Source organism: Rhodanobacter sp. DHG33, assembly GCF_014843005.1.
Classification (GTDB): Bacteria; Pseudomonadota; Gammaproteobacteria; order Xanthomonadales; family Rhodanobacteraceae; genus Rhodanobacter_A.
Genome location: NZ_JACYXM010000002.1, coordinates 50154 through 66925, shown reverse-complemented (window position 1 = coordinate 66925; position 16772 = coordinate 50154). Strand labels below are relative to the sequence as shown.

At 66.7% G+C, this 16772-nt stretch carries 17 protein-coding genes; 1 reads left to right on the top strand and 16 read right to left on the bottom strand.

Translation table 11 applies throughout. The features are described from left to right. Window positions 1-4: 4 nt before the first annotated feature. The 16 genes from ybgF to IHE46_RS03140 all read right to left on the bottom strand — a co-directional run bounded on the left by ybgF (window position 5) and on the right by IHE46_RS03140 (window position 13966). Window positions 5-832, bottom strand: coding sequence for a tol-pal system protein YbgF (gene ybgF, locus IHE46_RS03215; protein WP_192163195.1), 828 nt, complete (start codon window positions 830-832; stop codon window positions 5-7). A 42-nt stretch (window positions 833-874) separates the two neighbouring features. Further along, a complete protein-coding gene (gene pal / locus IHE46_RS03210) occupies window positions 875-1384 on the bottom strand; it encodes a peptidoglycan-associated lipoprotein Pal (protein ID WP_192163194.1) in 510 nt (169 codons plus the stop codon). Window positions 1385-1624: 240 nt separating this feature from the next. Beyond that, window positions 1625-2953, bottom strand: coding sequence for a Tol-Pal system beta propeller repeat protein TolB (tolB, locus tag IHE46_RS03205; protein ID WP_192163193.1), 1329 nt, complete (start codon window positions 2951-2953; stop codon window positions 1625-1627). A gap of 8 nt (window positions 2954-2961) precedes the next feature. After that, a complete protein-coding gene (locus IHE46_RS03200) occupies window positions 2962-3900 on the bottom strand; it encodes a cell envelope integrity protein TolA (protein ID WP_192163192.1) in 939 nt (312 codons plus the stop codon). Continuing rightward, a complete protein-coding gene (tolR, locus tag IHE46_RS03195) occupies window positions 3887-4348 on the bottom strand; it encodes a protein TolR (RefSeq protein WP_192163191.1) in 462 nt (153 codons plus the stop codon). The genes IHE46_RS03200 and tolR overlap by 14 nt, the downstream gene beginning before the upstream one ends. Before the next feature lie 13 nt (window positions 4349-4361). Beyond that, window positions 4362-5045 (bottom strand): protein TolQ, encoded by a 684-nt coding sequence (tolQ, locus tag IHE46_RS03190; protein ID WP_192163190.1) that lies wholly within the window; start codon window positions 5043-5045, stop codon window positions 4362-4364. Window positions 5046-5076: 31 nt separating this feature from the next. Then, window positions 5077-5487, bottom strand: a complete 411-nt coding sequence (gene ybgC, locus IHE46_RS03185) for a tol-pal system-associated acyl-CoA thioesterase (protein WP_192163189.1) — start codon at window positions 5485-5487, stop codon at window positions 5077-5079. Further along, window positions 5480-6529, bottom strand: a complete 1050-nt coding sequence (gene ruvB / locus IHE46_RS03180; RefSeq protein WP_192163188.1) for a Holliday junction branch migration DNA helicase RuvB — start codon at window positions 6527-6529, stop codon at window positions 5480-5482. Before ruvB ends, ybgC begins: the two co-directional genes overlap by 8 nt. A 169-nt stretch (window positions 6530-6698) precedes the next feature. Further along, window positions 6699-8576, bottom strand: a complete 1878-nt coding sequence (locus IHE46_RS03175) for a potassium transporter Kup (protein ID WP_192163739.1) — start codon at window positions 8574-8576, stop codon at window positions 6699-6701. A gap of 26 nt (window positions 8577-8602) precedes the next feature. After that, on the bottom strand, window positions 8603-9196 hold the full coding sequence (gene ruvA / locus IHE46_RS03170) for a Holliday junction branch migration protein RuvA (RefSeq protein WP_192163187.1): 594 nt from the start codon (window positions 9194-9196) through the stop codon (window positions 8603-8605). Then, entirely contained in the window at window positions 9193-9714 is a 522-nt protein-coding gene (gene ruvC / locus IHE46_RS03165) for a crossover junction endodeoxyribonuclease RuvC (RefSeq protein ID WP_192163186.1), read from the bottom strand. Before ruvC ends, ruvA begins: the two co-directional genes overlap by 4 nt. 28 nt (window positions 9715-9742) lie before the next feature. Then, window positions 9743-10471: a YebC/PmpR family DNA-binding transcriptional regulator gene (locus IHE46_RS03160; protein ID WP_192163185.1), complete on the bottom strand. Its 729-nt coding sequence runs from the start codon at window positions 10469-10471 to the stop codon at window positions 9743-9745. 81 nt (window positions 10472-10552) lie between these two features. Beyond that, on the bottom strand, window positions 10553-11170 hold the full coding sequence (locus IHE46_RS03155; protein WP_192163738.1) for an alpha/beta hydrolase: 618 nt from the start codon (window positions 11168-11170) through the stop codon (window positions 10553-10555). A gap of 41 nt (window positions 11171-11211) precedes the next feature. Continuing rightward, the gene (aspS, locus tag IHE46_RS03150; RefSeq protein WP_192163184.1) at window positions 11212-12975 is read right to left on the bottom strand and encodes an aspartate--tRNA ligase; all 1764 of its coding nucleotides are present in this window, start codon (window positions 12973-12975) and stop codon (window positions 11212-11214) included. A gap of 99 nt (window positions 12976-13074) precedes the next feature. Continuing rightward, the gene (locus tag IHE46_RS03145) at window positions 13075-13611 is read right to left on the bottom strand and encodes a DUF3011 domain-containing protein (protein WP_192163183.1); all 537 of its coding nucleotides are present in this window, start codon (window positions 13609-13611) and stop codon (window positions 13075-13077) included. 70 nt (window positions 13612-13681) lie between these two features. Then, entirely contained in the window at window positions 13682-13966 is a 285-nt protein-coding gene (locus tag IHE46_RS03140) for a zinc ribbon domain-containing protein (protein ID WP_192163182.1), read from the bottom strand. Between the two features lie 265 nt (window positions 13967-14231). Here IHE46_RS03140 and IHE46_RS03135 point away from each other — a divergent pair, with 265 nt between their 5' ends. After that, window positions 14232-16721: a TonB-dependent receptor gene (locus tag IHE46_RS03135; protein ID WP_192163181.1), complete on the top strand. Its 2490-nt coding sequence runs from the start codon at window positions 14232-14234 to the stop codon at window positions 16719-16721. Window positions 16722-16772: the final 51 nt, after the last annotated feature.

Sequence of the window (16772 nt, the reverse complement as noted above, 5' to 3'; positions counted from 1 at the left end):
GATCTCAACCGGGCTGCTGCTGGATGCGGCCCAGCCGCTCCTTCGCCAGGCCTGCCGCCTTGGAAGCGGGATACTTGCTGACCACCGCGCCGAGCGTGGCTCTGGCGTCGGCTACCTGCTTCAGTTCGTACTGGCAGTAGCCCACCTTGAGCAGCGCGTCGGGCGCCTTGTCGCTCTGCGGGAAGCGGCTCAGCATCTGCTGGAATGCTTCCAGCGCCACCTTGTAGTTGGTGGTGACGTAGTACGTCTCACCCAGCCAGTAGTAGGCGTTCGAGGTGAGCGGCTGGTCCGGGTACTTCTCGATGAAACCGCGGAACTGGCGCGAGGCGCCGACGTAGTCGCCAGCCCGCAAGGTCTTGAACGCGGCATCGTAGGATGCCTGCATCGCGGCCTGGTCGGCCGCCGAAAGCGGCTTGGCGGCGCTGGCGGCCGGAGCCTGCGTCGAAGCGCTGCCTACGGCGGCGGCCCCCGCACTGGAAGCGCCAGCGGCGGCGGCACCCGCGGCGGCAGGTGCGCTGGCCGCCGAAGCCGGCGCTGCCCCTGCCTTGTTGCCGGCCTCGAGGCGCTCCATGCGCGAGTCGAGATCGGTGTATTGAGCCTTGTTCTTGTCCTGGAGCTGCTGCAGCTGGTGCTGCAGATCTTCGATCTGGCCCTGCATGTCGCGCAGCTGCGATTGCATCTGCTGCAGCTGGTTGACCAGCTCGGTGCTGCTCTGGTTCTTGTTCTGCGCCTGCTGCTCGAGCAGGGAGACGCGATCGGCGAGGCTCAGGCGCGAGTCCTGTGCGGACGCCGGCAGCACGAAAAGCATGGCGGACGCGATTGCGCCCGCCATGCTGATCCTGGCTGCAAGTTTGCTTGCCAGTCGTTGCATCGATTACTCGGCCGTGTAGACGATCTCGACGCGACGGTTCTTGCTCCAGCAATCCTCGTTGTGCTCGCGGCACACCGGCTTTTCCTTGCCGTACGAGATCACGCTGATCTGGCTGCCCGAAGCGCCATTGGCCTGCAGCGCGCTGGACACGGCGTTGCCGCGGCGCTCGCCGAGGCCCAGGTTGTATTCCTTCGAGCCGCGCTCGTCGGTGTTGCCTTCCAGGCGCATCTGCGCCATCGGGCGGTCCTGCAGGTACTTGGCGTGGCAAGCCATGATCTGCTGGAACTCCGGCTTGATTTCGTCCTTGTCGAAATCGAAGTACACGACGCGCTGACGCAGGCAGGCATCCTTCTCCAGGTCGCCCAGCTGGTACTTGCCGCTGGTGTCGGACGGCATGGTCTGGGCGGTGGGCTCGCTGGCCGGAGCCTGCGGCTTGACCTGCTGCTTCTTGGAACAGGCGGCCGCGCCAACGCAGAGCAGGGCGACCAGGGCGACGCGAACGGTCTTATTCATGGTGACGTTCCTTCAAACGTGTGTGAGATCCGACATGCAGTGACGGACGGGTTACGGGACGAATTCGCCGGTGGACCGGCTGTTGTTGATTTTTGGTATTGCAAGATCAACGGCGTGTGATGCTTACCATCAATGGCCGACCCCGGCACGCGAAGGTGCTGCAGTCGCAAAACACGCCGGGCGCGACCTTCGCAGGCCATCCCCGGCATCGACCGCTCCGCGCTAACGGGCGGTAGAAGTTTACTGCTGCTGTTGCCGGTATGGGCCCCAGGAAGGATCGCTCACGCTGCCATTGGCGAGTGCGAGTCGCTGGCGCACCATGCCGTCGGACGAAGTGGCATAAAGCACGCCGCGCGGGCCTTCAGTGGCTCCGTACAACAACATGCTGGCATTCGGTGCCCAACTCGGGCCGAAATCCAGCGGTCCCGGCGAAAGGTAATGCACCTGTCCGCCCAGGCCAAGATCCATGACCGCGATACGATACACGTTCCCGTTGCCCTGCACCATCGCCAGTTCCTTGCTGTCGTAGCTGATGCTGGAGTTCGAGTTGTAGGAACCCTGGAAACTGATGCGCTGGGGCGTGCCGCCGCCGGCCGGAATCTGATAGATCTGCGGGCGGCCGGAACGGTCGGAGGTGAAGTAGATCGACTGGCCGTCCGGCGCCCACACCGGCTCGGTGTTGATGGCCGTGTCGTGGGTCAGCTGGGTTTCGTGACGACTAGCCACGTCCATCACGTACAGCTGCAGGTGCCCCGTGTAGGACAGCGCCAGCGCCAGCTTGCTGCCATCCGGCGACCAGGCCGGCGCACCGTTGATGCCCTTCTTGTGCGATGCCACCAGCTGGCGGGCGCCCGTGGTGAGGTCCTGCACGTAGATCTGCGAGTTGCCGCTTTCGAAGGAAACGTAGGCGATCTTCCTGCCGTCCGGCGACCACGACGGCGACATCAGCGATTCGCGCGAGGTCGCCACCACCTGCGGGTTGTAGCCGTCCGAATCGGCCACCACCAGCGCGTAGTGGGTGTTGTCGCCCAGGCCCGTCTGGGTGATGTAGGCGATGCGAGTCCAGAACGCGCCGCGCACGCCGGTGACCTTCTGGTAGATCGCGTCGGCGATCTGGTGCGCCACGCCGCGCAGGTCGCCCGCTGGAGCCGTGAAATACCCCGCCAGCAGGTTCTGCTGCCGGTTCACGTCCCACAGTTCGTAGTCCACGCGCACCATGCCGTTGCCGGCATCGCTGATGTGGCCGACCGTGATGTAGTCCTGCTTGAGCAGGCGCCAGGTGCCGAAGTTGATGTCCGAGCCCTTGGCCGGGAGCTCCACGATGTCGGTCTTGGCCAGTGCGCGGAACTTGCCGCAGCGGTTCAGATCGGCGCGGATCACGTCCGCCACGTCGGTGGGCAGCGGCGCCATGCCGGGCTGCGCGTACGGCACCACGGCGATCGGGGTGGCGGTTTTCACGCCGCCGACGATCTGGATGTCGAGACCAGAGGACTGGGCTGCCGCCGGACCGGCGAAGAGCGCCGTTACGAACAGCAGAATGAGGGCGTACAGCGAGCTGTGTTTGCGCATGAGGCTCTTCACTGCGGCGTGAAAGTGAAAGTCAGGTTTCGCTGGAACACGCTCTCGAAACCCTTGTACGGCAAGGTCTTGGTTCGCAGGATCGCATTCTCCACCGAACGGCGGCCTGCTTCGTCGTAGGGACAGCTGGGATCGACCGTGGCGCTCATCACGTCGCCCCCGATCATTTGCACGATATGCACTTTGCAGGGAACGCTCGGCATGTTATCTGGCCGGCTCCAGTTGGGCGTGACCGCATTCTGAATGGCGGCCGCATATTCGCTGGTGAGGTCGCTGTTCTGCGCATTGTTGCCGGTCTGCCGCTGTGCGGCATTGGGCAGGTTGGGCAGGCCGTCGTCCTGGGCGTTCTTGAGGTCGTCGAACTGCTGCTTGGCCTGCTTCGCCTTGGTGTCCTGCTTCTTGGTCTGCGCCGAGGCCGCGTCCATCTGGGCCAGCATCTCGTCGACCTTCTTCAGCTCTTCCTTCTTCTTGGCGGCCTGCGCGTCCAGTTCGGCCTGGCGCTGGCGCTGCTTCTCTTCCTGCAGCTGCTTTTCCTCGGCCTGCTGCACGCCCTGCTCGACCACGCGCTCCTGGTCCTTGACGTCAGGATGCTCGGGCGGCGGCGGCAGCGGCGCGACCTTGGGCTGGGTCACCGGCGGCGGCGGGGGCGGCGGTACCGAGGGCGGCGGCGGCACGGTGTTGGGGACAGGCTTCACCTTGGCCGACTTCGGCGGCGGGCTGCCGGTGGGTCCGATCAGGGTGGCCTCGATCACCGGCCCCTTGAGCTGCAACGGGGGCGCACAGGTGATCGGATTCATCCACGCCGGCAGACCCAGCATGTTGATGAAATTCTCGTAGCTGGTGCAGGGCAGCACCGCGAGGAACAGGAACGCGACGATGCCCAGATGCAGCAGCGCGGACAGCGCTACTGCCCGCGGGATGCCCTTACGGTCGTCCATGGGACCCCTGACCCTGGCTGGTACCCTCGCCAGGCGTACTCATCAGGCCGACCTTGTCCACGCCGGCCTGCTGGAGATCGGCCAGCACCTTGTAGACGCCGCCGTAGTTGCCGGCGGTGTCGCCGGCCACCAGCACGCTGAGTTCCTGGTTGGCATCCCGGAACGCCTTGACCTTGGTCTGCAGGTCGGCCTCGTCCACCGGCTGCGGTTTGCCGTTGCCGATGATGAGGGCGAGCGTGCCGTCCTTCGCCACCTGCACGACCAGCGAGTCCTTTTTGCCCTGCAGCGCCTTGGCGTTGGCCTGCGGCAGGTTCACGTCCACGTTGGAGTTCAGCATGGGCGTGGTCACCATGAAAATGATGAGCAGCACCAGCATCACGTCGATGTAGGGAACGACGTTGATCTCGGATTTCAGCTTGTAGCGCTTGTGGCGCCGCGCGTTTCGCATGTCCGATCCTCGCTCAGGCTACGTCGTCGGCCTGGACCTGCCGCTGCAACACGGAGGAGAACTCTTCCTGGAACACGTCGTAGCGCGAGGCGATGTGCTCCACCTTGGTGGCGAAGCGGTTGTACATCCACTGCGCGGGGATCGCCGCGAACAGGCCCATCGCGGTGGCGATCAGGGCTTCGGAGATGTGCGGCGCGACCACGGCGATGGTGACGTCCTTCATGTCGCCCAGGCCCTGGAATGCGCCCATGATGCCCCACACCGTGCCGAACAGGCCCACGTAGGGGCTGATCGAACCGACGTTGGCGAGGAATTCCAGGTTGCGCTCCAGCGCGCCGATCTCGCGGGTGCTGCTCACCTGCATCGCGCGCTCGGCGCCCTCGATCACGCCGCGCGTGTCGTGGGTCTTGCGCTGGCGCTGGCGGGCGAATTCGCGGAACCCCGATTCGAAGATGGTCTCCAGGCCGCCTTCCGCGCCGCGGTTGCTCACTTCGCGGAACAGCTGAGCCAGGTCACCGCCGGACCAGAAGCGCTCCTCGAACTTCTCCGCGTTCTCCAGCGCCGCCTTGGTCTGGCTGAGCTTGCGGATGATGATGACCCACGACAGGAAGGAGAAAATCACCAGGATCAGCAGCACACCCATCACCGGCAGGCTGGAGTTCTTGATCAGGTCGATAACATTGAGTCCGCCGTTCATTGGCTTGGGGCACTCCGCGTCGGCAAGGGGGTCAGGAGGAAGATTCGGAAAACAGATCGGCAGGCATGGCGACGGCGCGCATGCGCCGCGTATCCACGCAGGCCACGCGCACGCCGGCGCGAACCAGGCAAGCGCCATCCGTGCGGTCTATCGTCTGGGCGAAAAGGATACTGGCAGCGCGCCTTTCCTTGACAGTCACCGTTACCGACAGTTCATCGTCCAGCAGGGCGGCACGCAGGAAGTCCAGCTGCATCTCGCGCACCAGGAAGGCCAGCCCGGTGCTTTCCTTGTAGGCCATCTGGTTGACGCCCAGCGCGCGCAGCCACTCGCTGCGGGCGCGCTCCAGGAAGCGCAGGTAGCTGGCGTGGTAGACCACGCCGCCGGCATCGGTGTCTTCCCAGTACACCCGCACCGGCCAGCGGAAGGGTTCGCGCTCAGCCATCGAGCGCATCCCCGGCGAACAGGTCGGCCGCCTGCGCCTGGCGCGGCGGCGGCGTGAGGCCGAGATGGCGCCAGGCGCGCGCGCTGGCCATGCGGCCGCGCGCGGTGCGCACCAGGTAGCCCTGCTGGATCAGGTAGGGCTCGACCACGTCTTCCAGCGTGCCGCGATCCTCGCTGAGCGCGGCGGCCAACGACTCCACGCCCACCGGACCACCATCGAAATTCTCGATGATGGTGCCGAGCATGCGGCGGTCCAGCTCGTCGAGGCCGTCGGGGTCGATCTTCAGCATGTCCAGCGCCGCTTGCGCTGCGGCCAGGGTGATCTGGCCGCCCGCACGCACCTCGGCGTAGTCGCGCACCCGGCGCAGCAGGCGGTTGGCGATGCGCGGCGTGCCGCGCGAGCGGCGGGCGATCTCCTGCGCGCCGTCGATCTCGCAGGCGATGCCGAGGATCTTCGCGGCGCGGCGCACGATCGCGGTGAGCTCGTCGACGGTATAGAACTCCAGCCGCTGCACGATGCCGAAACGGTCGCGCAACGGGGCCGTGAGCATCCCGGCTCGCGTGGTGGCGCCGATCAGGGTGAACGGCGGCAGGTCGAGCTTGATCGAGCGCGCAGCAGGGCCTTCGCCGATCATGATGTCGATCTGGAAGTCCTCCATCGCCGGGTAGAGCACCTCCTCCACCGCGGGCGACAGCCGGTGGATCTCGTCCACGAACAGCACGTCGTTGGGCTGCAGGTTGGTGAGCAGCGCGGCGAGGTCGCCCGCGCGCTCCAGCACCGGGCCCGAGGTGGAGCGCAGATTCACCCCAAGCTCGTTCGCGATCACGTGGCTGAGCGTGGTCTTGCCCAGGCCGGGCGGCCCGAAGATCAGCACGTGGTCCAGCGCACCGCCGCGCCTGCGCGCCGCTTCGATGTAGATCGCCAACTGCTCGCGCACTGCCTCCTGCCCGAGATACTCGGCGAACCGGCGCGGACGGATCGTCGCTTCCAGTGCCTCGTCGTCGAGCTGGGAGACGGGGGTGATGAGGCGCTGATCGGTCATAACGGCATTATGCGGGTTTGCGCTCTTGAAATGGAGCGCAGATCAGAGTGGCAGCCGCTGAGCTTGCGGACCTCGAAACGCATTTCCGCCTGCTCCGACTCGCCCTTGACTAGAGCCATGCCCAATCAGAGCCCTGCGGCTGACCGCAGGGCGATCGGCCGCAGACGGATCAGATCTCTACCTGGGCACCCAATTCGATCAGCCGGTTGCCTGGGATCTTGAAATAAGCGGTGGCAGGCAACGCATTGCGCGCCATGAAGGCGAACAGCTTGTCGCGCCAGGGCGCCATGCCGGGACGTCGCCTGTCGGCCACGATGTTTTCGCGCGACAGGAAGAAGGTGGTGTCCATCATGTCGAACGTAGAGCCGGCACGCGAGCATTGCGACAGCGATACCGGCACGTTGGGATCCTCGGCGAAACCGAAGCGCAAGGCGATGCCGTAGAACTCGTCGCCCAGCGCATCGATGTGGATGCGCTCCTCGGGATCGGCCACCGGCGACTCCAGCACTTCCACCGTCAGCAGCACGTTGCGCTCGTGCAGCACCTTGTTGTGCTTGAGGTTGTGCAGCAGCGCATGCGGCACTGCGTTCTGGTTGGCGGTGAGGAACACCGCCGTACCCGGCACGCGCAGCGGCGAATGCTTGCGCATGGCCTCGATGAACGGCGCCAGCGCCAGGCCGCCCTGCTTGATCTCGCGCACGACCAGCTCGCGGCCGCGACGCCAGGTGGTCATCACCGCAAACACGGCCACGCCCAGCACCAGCGGGAACCAGCCGCCGGCCTCGATCTTGATCGCGTTGGCGGAGAAGAACGCCAGGTCGATGGTCAGGAAGCAGGCGCCCACCACCACCACCAGCGGCAGGCTCCAGCCCCACTGATGGCGGGCCACGAACAATGCCAGGAGGGTCGTGATGCTCATCGTGCCGGTCACCGCGATGCCATAGGCCGCGCTGAGCGAGTCGGAGCTGCCGAAATGCAGCACCGCGAACAGCACCATCACCAGCAGGAAGCTGTTGACCCACGGCACGAAGATCTGGCCGGACATCTCGCGCGAGGTGTGCACCACCGGCATGCGCATCGAATACCCCAGCGACATCGCTTCGCGCGTCATCGAGAACGCGCCGGAGATCACCGCCTGCGAAGCGATCACCGCGGCCGCGGTGGCCAGGCCGATCACCGGGTACAGCATCACGGACGGCACCGTCTTGAAGAACGGGCTGTCGATGGCTTCCGGGTGGTCCAGCAGCAAGGCGCCCTGGCCGAAATAATTCAGGATCAGCGCCGGCAGCACGAAGCTGAACCAGGCCAACCGGATGGGGCGCTTGCCGAAATGCCCCATGTCGGCATACAGCGCCTCCGCTCCAGTCAGCGCCAGCACCACGCCGCCCAGCGAGATGAACGCCTTGCTCCCGTGCGTGTGGAAGAAGCGCACGCCGTACATCGGATCGAGCGCCCACAGCACGTGCGGATTGCGCATGATCATGTTCACGCCCAGCAGGGCGATCACCACGAACCACACCACCATCACCGGCCCGAACAGGCGTCCCACGTGATCGGTGCCGCGCCGCTGCAGCCAGAACAGCACCAGCAGCACGATCACCGTCAACGGCACCACCCAATGGCCCAGCCCGGGCGCCGCCACCTTCACGCCTTCCACCGCGCCCAGCACGGAAATCGCCGGTGTGATCACGCCGTCGCCGTAGAACAGCGATGCGCCGAAGATGCCCAGAATGGCCAGCCCCCAGCGCAGCCTCGGCTGCTCGCGTACGCTGCGCAGCGCCAGCGCCATCAAGGCCATGATGCCGCCCTCGCCCTTGTTGTCGGCGCGCATGATGAACACCACGTACTTGAGCGACACCACGATGATCTGCGCCCAGAAGATCAGCGACAGCACGCCGAAGATGCTTTCCTGGGTAGGCCTCAGGCCGTCCAGGCTGAGCGTGCTCTGCAGCGTGTACAGCGGGCTGGTACCGATGTCGCCGTAGACGACGCCGATCGCGCCCAGCGCGAGCGCCGCGAGGCGCTTCTTGGTTTCGGCGTCGCCCATGCCTTGATGTACGTCGTGACCCACGGTCAGCTCCCGAGCGCGGCGCGCAGCGCCTTGCGGATGATGGTTTCGGCACTGTCGCCGTCGGCGGCGACCTTCTGCACCAGTCGCGCCACTTCGGCGGGCTTGTAGCCCAGTTGCTGCAGCGCCACGGTGGCCTCGCCCGCCGCGTCGAGCGGCGCACCGGCCGGCGCGCTACCCGGCAGGTTCACGGCCATGCCGTCCACGCGGTCGCGCAGCTCCACCACGATGCGTTCGGCGGTCTTCTTGCCGATGCCGGGGATCTTGGTGAGCGCCACCACGTCGCCCGCATGCACCAGCCGCGCGAAATCGCTGGTCGAGACGCCGGAGAGCACCGCCAGCGCGATCTTCGCGCCGATGCCCGAGACCTTCTGCAGGTTGCGGAACAGCGCGCGCTCGGCCTCGGTGAGGAAGCCGTACAGCGACACGCTGTCTTCCTTCTGTGCGTAATGGATGAGCAGGATCACTTCCTTGCCCAGCCCCGGCAGGTCGTAGACGGTGGACATCGGTGCTTCCAGCTCGTAGCCGACGCCGCCCACCTCGACCAGCAGCCATGGCGGCTGCTTCGACACCAGGGTGCCGCGCAGACGGCCGATCATCGGCGACGCCTCCACGCCGTGCGCGGGATGCCCACGCGCTGCAGGCTGGAGCGGGTGTGCGCATGCGCCACCGCCACCGCCAGCGCATCCGCGGCATCGGCCTGGATCGGCCCTTTCAGTCCGAGCAGGACGCCGATCATGTGCTGTATCTGGGTCTTGTCGCCGCGGCCACTGCCGACCACGGCCTGCTTCACTTCCGTCGCTGCGTACTCGTGCACCACGATCCCCTGGCTCACCACCGCGCAGATCGCGGCACCTCTCGCCTGCCCCAGTTTCAGGGCCGAATCGGCATTGCGCGCCATGAACACGCGCTCGATGCCGCACTCGTCCGGGCGATGGGTGGCGATGATGTCATTCAACTCGTCAAAAATGCGTTTCAGGCGCAGCGGGAAACTCGCCTCCCCGGCCACCGCCAGCGCGCCATGGAATACATGAGTCAGCCTGCCCTGCGCATCGACGTCGACGATGCCCACGCCCGTGCGCTGGCTGCCGGGATCGATGCCGATGATGCGGGTCATCAGGAGAAACCGGGGCGCTCGCCGGCGCTTACTCGCCGGCCTCGGCAGGCAGCAGGGCGTTGTGATAGACCTCGCTCACGTCGTCCAGCGCGTCGAGCTTTTCCAGCAGCGTCTGCAGCGCTTCCAGCGTTTCGCCGCTCACCGCGGTGCGGTTGTTGGGGCGCATGCTCACGCCGCCATGCTCGGATTCCAGGCCGGCCGCGGCCAGCGCCTGCTGCACGGACTCGAAATTCTCCGGCGCGCATAGCACGGTGCTTTCGCCGTGCTCGTTCACCACGTCGTCGGCGCCGGCCTCCAGCGCTGCCTCCAGCACCTTCTCTTCCTTCGCCGCATCGCCGCCCGTGGCGAACACGAGTTCGCCGCAACGGGTGAACTGGAAGGCCACCGAACCGGAGGTGCCGAGGTTGCCGCCGTGCTTGGTCAGCGCGTGGCGCACCTCGGCCACGGTGCGCACCGGATTGTCGGTGAAGCAGTCGACGATCAGCGCGATGCCGCCCGGGCCGTAGCCTTCGTAGCGCATTTCCTCGCCGGCACCGTCGGCGCCGGAGCCGCGCTTGATCGCGCGTTCGATGGTGTCCTTGGGCATGTTGGCCGACAAGGCCTTGTCCACCGCGGCGCGCAGGCGCGGATTCAGCGCGGGATCGGCCACGCCGGCGCGGGTGGCGACGGTGATCTCGCGGATCAGCTTGGTGAACACCTTGGCGCGCTTGGCGTCCTCGGCGTTCTTGCGACCTTCGATGGACGGACCTCTACCCATGACGATTCCCGGACTCGGTTTCAAAAGGACAAGCGGGCGATTTTACCGCATGTCCTGCGGTCGTCCGCCAGTGGGTACGGGCTAGAACCGACCCTGGCGCAGGAACGTGGTGGTCAGTCGCGCCACTTCCTGCGAGAACAGCAGGCCGGTGTGGTTGGCCTCGACCACGCGATGGTCGGTCACGCCGGGCAGCAGGGTTTCCTCCACCGTCACGGTACCGTCATGCTCGCCGTCCAGCTGCCCCAGCATGGCGCCCAGCCCCAAGGGCAGCCGGCCGGCGATCACCCCGACCTTGCGCGGCCCGTCCCAGCACTCGAAGCCCTGCTCCAGCAGCTCGCGGTTGTGCCCCAGCAACGTCTCGCCGCCGCGCCACCGCGCGGCGAAGGCGCGCGCCGACGCACTGCCCTTGAGCGGCGAGCCCAGGCAAACCACGCGCCCCGGCGGGGGCGTCGCCGCATCGAGACAGGCGCGCAACGCCAGCAGGCCGCCCAGGCTGTGCCCCACCAGGTGCACCGTGTCGGGCGCGTACTCGCCCATGCGCGCCTGCAGCCGCGCGAGGATGCGCTCCTGCGAGGAGGCGACGCTTAGGTAGTCGAAGCGATGCACGCGATAGCCGTCGGCGATCAGCCGACGATGCAGCATGCCCAACGCGAAACCGCGCATCCACAGGCCGTGCAGCAGGATCACGTGTTGGGTCATGAGCATCCCGATCCGCTCCCTCACGAGAGGGAGCAAGGGGGTCAGGCCTTCTCGACCGCTACCGCCACGCTGAGTTCCTTCAGCTGCGCCTCGCTCACCGTCGACGGCGCGTCGGTCATCAGGTCCTGCGCGCTGGTGGTCTTGGGGAAGGCGATCACGTCGCGGATCGACTCGGTGCCGGCCATCAACGCCGCGATGCGGTCGATGCCGAAGGCCAGGCCGCCGTGCGGCGGCGCGCCGAACTTCAGCGCCTTCAGCAGGAAGCCGAACTTCATCTCGGCCTCTTCCGCGCCGATGCCGAGCAGCTCGAATACCGCGCTCTGCATCTCCGGGCGATGGATGCGGATGGAGCCGCCGCCAATCTCGTTGCCGTTGAGCACCATGTCGTAACCGCGGCTCACCGCCGTGGCGGCGTGGCTGCGCAGGTCGGCGATGTCGTCGATCTTCGGCGCGGTGAACGGGTGATGCAGGGCCACGTAGCGCTGCTCGTCCTCGTCGTATTCGAACATCGGGAAGTCGGTGACCCACAGCGGGCGCCAGCTTTCGTCGACCAGGCCGCGGTCCCTGCCCACCTTGAGGCGCAGCGCGCCCATGAAGTCGGTGACGGCCTTCCACTTGCCCGCGCCCACGAACACGATGTCGCCGGACTCGGCGCCCGTGGCCTTGAGCACGGCATCCAGCGCCGCGTCGTCGAGGAACTTCGCCACCGGCGAGTTCACGCCTTCGCGGCCCTTGGCCAGGTCGTCCACCTTGATCCACGCCAGGCCCTTGGCGCCGTACTTGGCGACGTATTCGGCGAGGCCGTCGATCTCCTTGCGCGACAGCGCCGCGCCGCCCGGCACGCGCAGCGCGGCCACGCGGCCGGCCGCGTCGTTGGCGGGTTCGGCGAACACCTTGAACTCGACGTGCTTCAGCGCCTCGGCCACGTCCACCAGTTCCAGCGCGATGCGCAGATCGGGCTTGTCGGAGCCGAAACGACGCATCGCCTCCGCCCACGTCATGCGCGGGAAGCTCGCGTCCAGTTCCACGCCCTGCACTTCCTTGAACACGTGGCGGATCAGCGCCTCCACGAAATCCTGCACGTCCTGCTCTTCGACGAAGGCGAACTCGAGGTCGAGCTGGGTGAACTCGGGCTGGCGGTCGGCGCGCAGGTCCTCGTCGCGGAAGCAGCGCGCGATCTGGTAGTAGCGGTCGAAGCCCGCCATCATCAGGATCTGCTTGAACAGCTGCGGCGACTGCGGCAGCGCGTAGAACTGGCCCGGATGCACGCGGCTGGGCACCAGGTAGTCGCGCGCGCCTTCCGGGGTGGCCTTGGTGAGGATGGGCGTCTCGATGTCCTGGAAGCCGCGCGCGTCGAGATAGCGGCGCAGCGCCTGCACCAGCTTGATGCGCTTGCGCATCATCGCCTGCATCTCGGGACGGCGCAGGTCGAGATAGCGGTAGGTCATCCGCATGTCTTCGTTGGGGTTCTCGTGCAGCGCGAACGGCAGGTCCTTCGCGGCGTTGAGGATCTCCACCTTGTCAGCCAGCACTTCCACGGTGCCGGTGCGCAGCTTGTCGTTCGCCGACAGGCGCTTGCGCAGGCTGCCGGTGACGCGTACGCAGTATTCGTTGCCCAGTTCGCCGGCGACGGCGAAGGCGGCGGCGTTCTCGCGCTCCACCACTACCTGCGCCAGGCCCTCATGGTCGCGCAGGTCGACGAAGGCCACGTGGGCCTGCAGGCGGATCTTGTTGACCCAGCCGCACAAGGTGACGGTCTGGCCGAGCAGCGACTCATCGATGAGGCCGCAGTAATGCGTGCGCATGCGCTTGGAACTCCGGGCCGCAGCCCTTGGGGAACAGGAAGAAAGACCCGGAATTCTAGCATCCCGCCGCTGCAGGCCAGCGACGGCTTGCCCGTGCGGTCACCAACCCGGCCGACCGCCGCGCGCGTCGCGGAACTGGCCGCGGCAGCCGCCCTTCACCCACACGCTGTGCGGGTCGCTGCCCCAGGTTTGGCCTTCGATGCAGGCCGCGTTGGACATCTGCCGCGACAGCGCCGAGCGCCGCCACGGCATCTGGCAACGCGTGCCGCGGTTGTCGTTGCTGGCGCAATAGACCTCCTGACTGGGCCCACCGCCATAGCCGGGGCCGTAGCCGGGGCGGCCATAGGCGCGCGCGTCGCCGAAATTGCCGCGGCAACCGCCCTTGATCCACACGCTGTAGGGGTCGCGCCCCCAGGTCTGCCCCTCGATGCAGGCTGCCTTGGACAGCTGCTGCACCAGCACCGAATCGCGCCACGGCATCTGGCAGCGCGTGCCGCGCGTGTCGTTGCTGGCGCAATAGACGGGCTGGGGGCCGCGGTCACCACCGTAACGCTGCGCTTTCGCGGGCTCCGCGACGAAGCATGTGGACATCAGCGCCACGACCGTAGCCAATGCGATTCTGAGTGCGGTGTGCATGAGTACCCTCCACTGGTCATCTTGCCTGTATGCGGAACAGCCGGATTGCGCTACCCCGTCGCCGCACAGACTAATCGCTCGACGATGAACTCGAGGTAGGCGCGGGAGCCGGGGCCGGAGCGGCGGCCGGTGCCGCAGCGCCGTCGCCGGCGAGGTTGCGCTTCTTGTCGCCGTCTTTCTTGAAGTCGGTCTCGTACCAGCCGCCGCCGGACAGCCGGAACGAGGGTGCGCTCACGCGGCGATGCACCTTGGGCGCACCGCACTGGGGACAGTCGGTGGGATCGGCGTCGGACAGTTTCTGCAGGCGGTCGAAACGGTGACCGCAGTGGCTGCATTCGAATTCGTAGATGGGCATGGCTACTCCGTGACTGCCCGATCGGGCAAGCGACCCGGCAGCATCCCATTATTCGGCCCCGGCCGCCGCTTTTCAATGCGACCGATGGCGCATGGACAGCAAACCCAGGCCCCAGCAGGCTGCCCGGAAGGGAAACACGGAGAGCAACACGGCCTTCCGGAAAGCAAGCTGTTTCATTTGGACGTCTATACGGCTGTTGACGCACGACAGCCGCAACGCTAGCCTGCAGTTGCTGCATTGCATCAATCACCCCCGGGGAGACACCATGAACAAGAAGAACTCGAATCGCAGCCTGCTTCCCAGCGCGCTGGCCGCCGCCGTGCTGCTCGCGCTCGTCGGTACGCCGGCCGCCGCCCAGGACACCACCGCCGGCAATACGGCCGCCAATGCCAAGAAACTGGAGACGGTGATCGTCACCGGCACACGCTCCGCGAACCGCACCGAGAGCAGCGCGCTGACGCCGATCGACGTCGTGTCCGCGCAGGTACTGCAGCAGACCGGCACCACCGACCTGCCCACCGCGCTGGCGCGCATCATCCCTTCGCTGAATTTCCCGCGCCCGTCCGCCGCCGACACCGCAGACACCCAGCGTCCGGCCCAGCTGCGCGGCCTGTCGCCCGACCAGGTATTGGTGCTGGTGAACGGCAAGCGCTGGCACCCCGGCGCGATGCTGCTCAACAACGGCGTGATCGGCCGCGGCTCGCAGCCGGTGGACCTCAACACCATTCCGGTCTCGGCCATCGACCACATCGAAGTGCTGCGCGACGGCGCTTCCGCGCAATACGGCTCCGACGCCATCGCCGGCGTGATCAACATCATCCTCAAGAAGGGCGCCCAGGGCGGCGACGTGGAAGTGAGCGGCGGCCAGTACTCCGCGGGCGACGGCCGGCAATGGCTGGGCTCGGCCAACTTCGGCATCCCGCTCGGCGGCGACAAGGGCTGGATGCGCTTCTCGCTGGAAAGCGGCAACGAGGACAACACCAACCGCGCCGGCCCGGACGACCGCTCGCCGGCCTGGGAAGCGCTGGGCGTGAACTACCGCCAGGGCGACCCGTGGGTGCACAGCAACAACGTGATGGTCAACATGCAGTACGACATCACGCCGGATGTCGAGTTCTACGCCTTCGGCCACTACGGCAACCGCGACAGCATCTCGCCCGCGTTCTTCCGCTACGGCCTGAACTCGCCGTCGCCGAAGAGCCCGCTGATGGCGGCCTACTACCCCAACGGCTTCCTGCCGCTGGAGAACTCCAATTCCTTCGACCAGTCGTTCGTGGCCGGTCTGCGCGGCACCGTAGACGGCTGGCGCTGGGACGTCTCGGCCAACGAGGGCGCCAACCGCGTCTCGTACGAGACGCAGGACAGCATGAATTTCGCCTTCTACCACGACTACGGCTACTCGCCCACGGTGTTCCACGACGGCATCCTCACCGCCGGGCAGCAGTCGTTCGACATCGACATCGCCAAGGACCTCAACGTGGGCTGGCTGCCGAATGCGCTGACCATGGCGTTCGGCACCGAGTACCGGCGCCAGACCTACCAGATCGCGCCGGGCGACCTGGCCTCGTACTACGTGGGCACCTCGGGCACCTCCGGCGGCGCGCAGGGCTTCGCCGGCTGGCAGCCCGCCAACGCGGTGGACGCCGCGCGCCACGACGTGGCCGAGTACCTCGACTTCGAGACCAACCTCACCGACAAGCTCGGCGCCTCGCTGGCGGTACGCCACGAGGACTACTCCGACTTCGGCAACACCACCTCGGGCTCGGTGTCGTTGCGCTACGACTTCACCGACAGCTTCGCCCTGCGCGGCACGGCGGGCACCGGCTTCCGCGCACCGTCGCTGGGCCAGGAGTACTTCTCGCAGATCTCCTCGCTGTACTACGGCGCGGGCAACGCGGCGAACCTGCCCCCGGGCATCTACAACAGCGGCCTGGTGCCGGCGACCAGCCAGATCGCCCAGTTGCTCGGCGCCCAGGCGCTGAAGCCGGAGAAGTCGCGCAACTACACCTTCGGCGCTGTGTGGAACCCCACCGACACGCTGAACCTCAGCATGGACGTGTACCAGATCTACATCGACAACCGCATCGCGCTGTCCGGTGCCATCTCCACCACGTCGCCCACCGTCGTCAATTACCTCGCGGCCAACGGCATCGCCAACCTCGACTACAGCAGCGTCGACTACTTCACCAATGCCGGCGATACGCGCACCCGCGGCGTGGATTTCGTGGGTACCTGGGTGAAGGATCTTGGCAGCATCGGCACGTTCACCACCACGCTGAGCGCGAACTACAACCAGAACGTGGTGACCAGCGTCAAACCCAACCCCGCGGTGCTCAACAACCTCGGCGTCAACTTCGTGCGCCTCAACCGCCAGGACATCGAAGGCTACCTCGCCAACTCCACGCCGCGCAGCAAGCTGATCCTCAGCGAGCAGTACGCCATCGGCAACTGGAGCTTCAACGGCACGCTGACCCGCTACGGCCGCTACACCAGCTACGTGAGCAACATCACCAGCTACAACCCGGCGACGGGTGTGGTCGACCAGACCTTCACCCCGAAATGGGTGCTGGACCTGTCCGGCAACTACCGCTGGCAGAACTGGACCTTCACCCTGGGCGTGGACGACGCCACCGACACCTATCCGGACAAGAACATCGCCGCCAACACCAACAATGGCACCCTGCCCTATTCCACGTTCTCGCCGTTCGGCTACAACGGCGCCTACGTGTACGGCAAGGTCCGCTACAGCTGGTAACGACCCGTCCCGAACGGCGCAGCTTCGGCGGCGCCCGTTCGGGCGACCGCC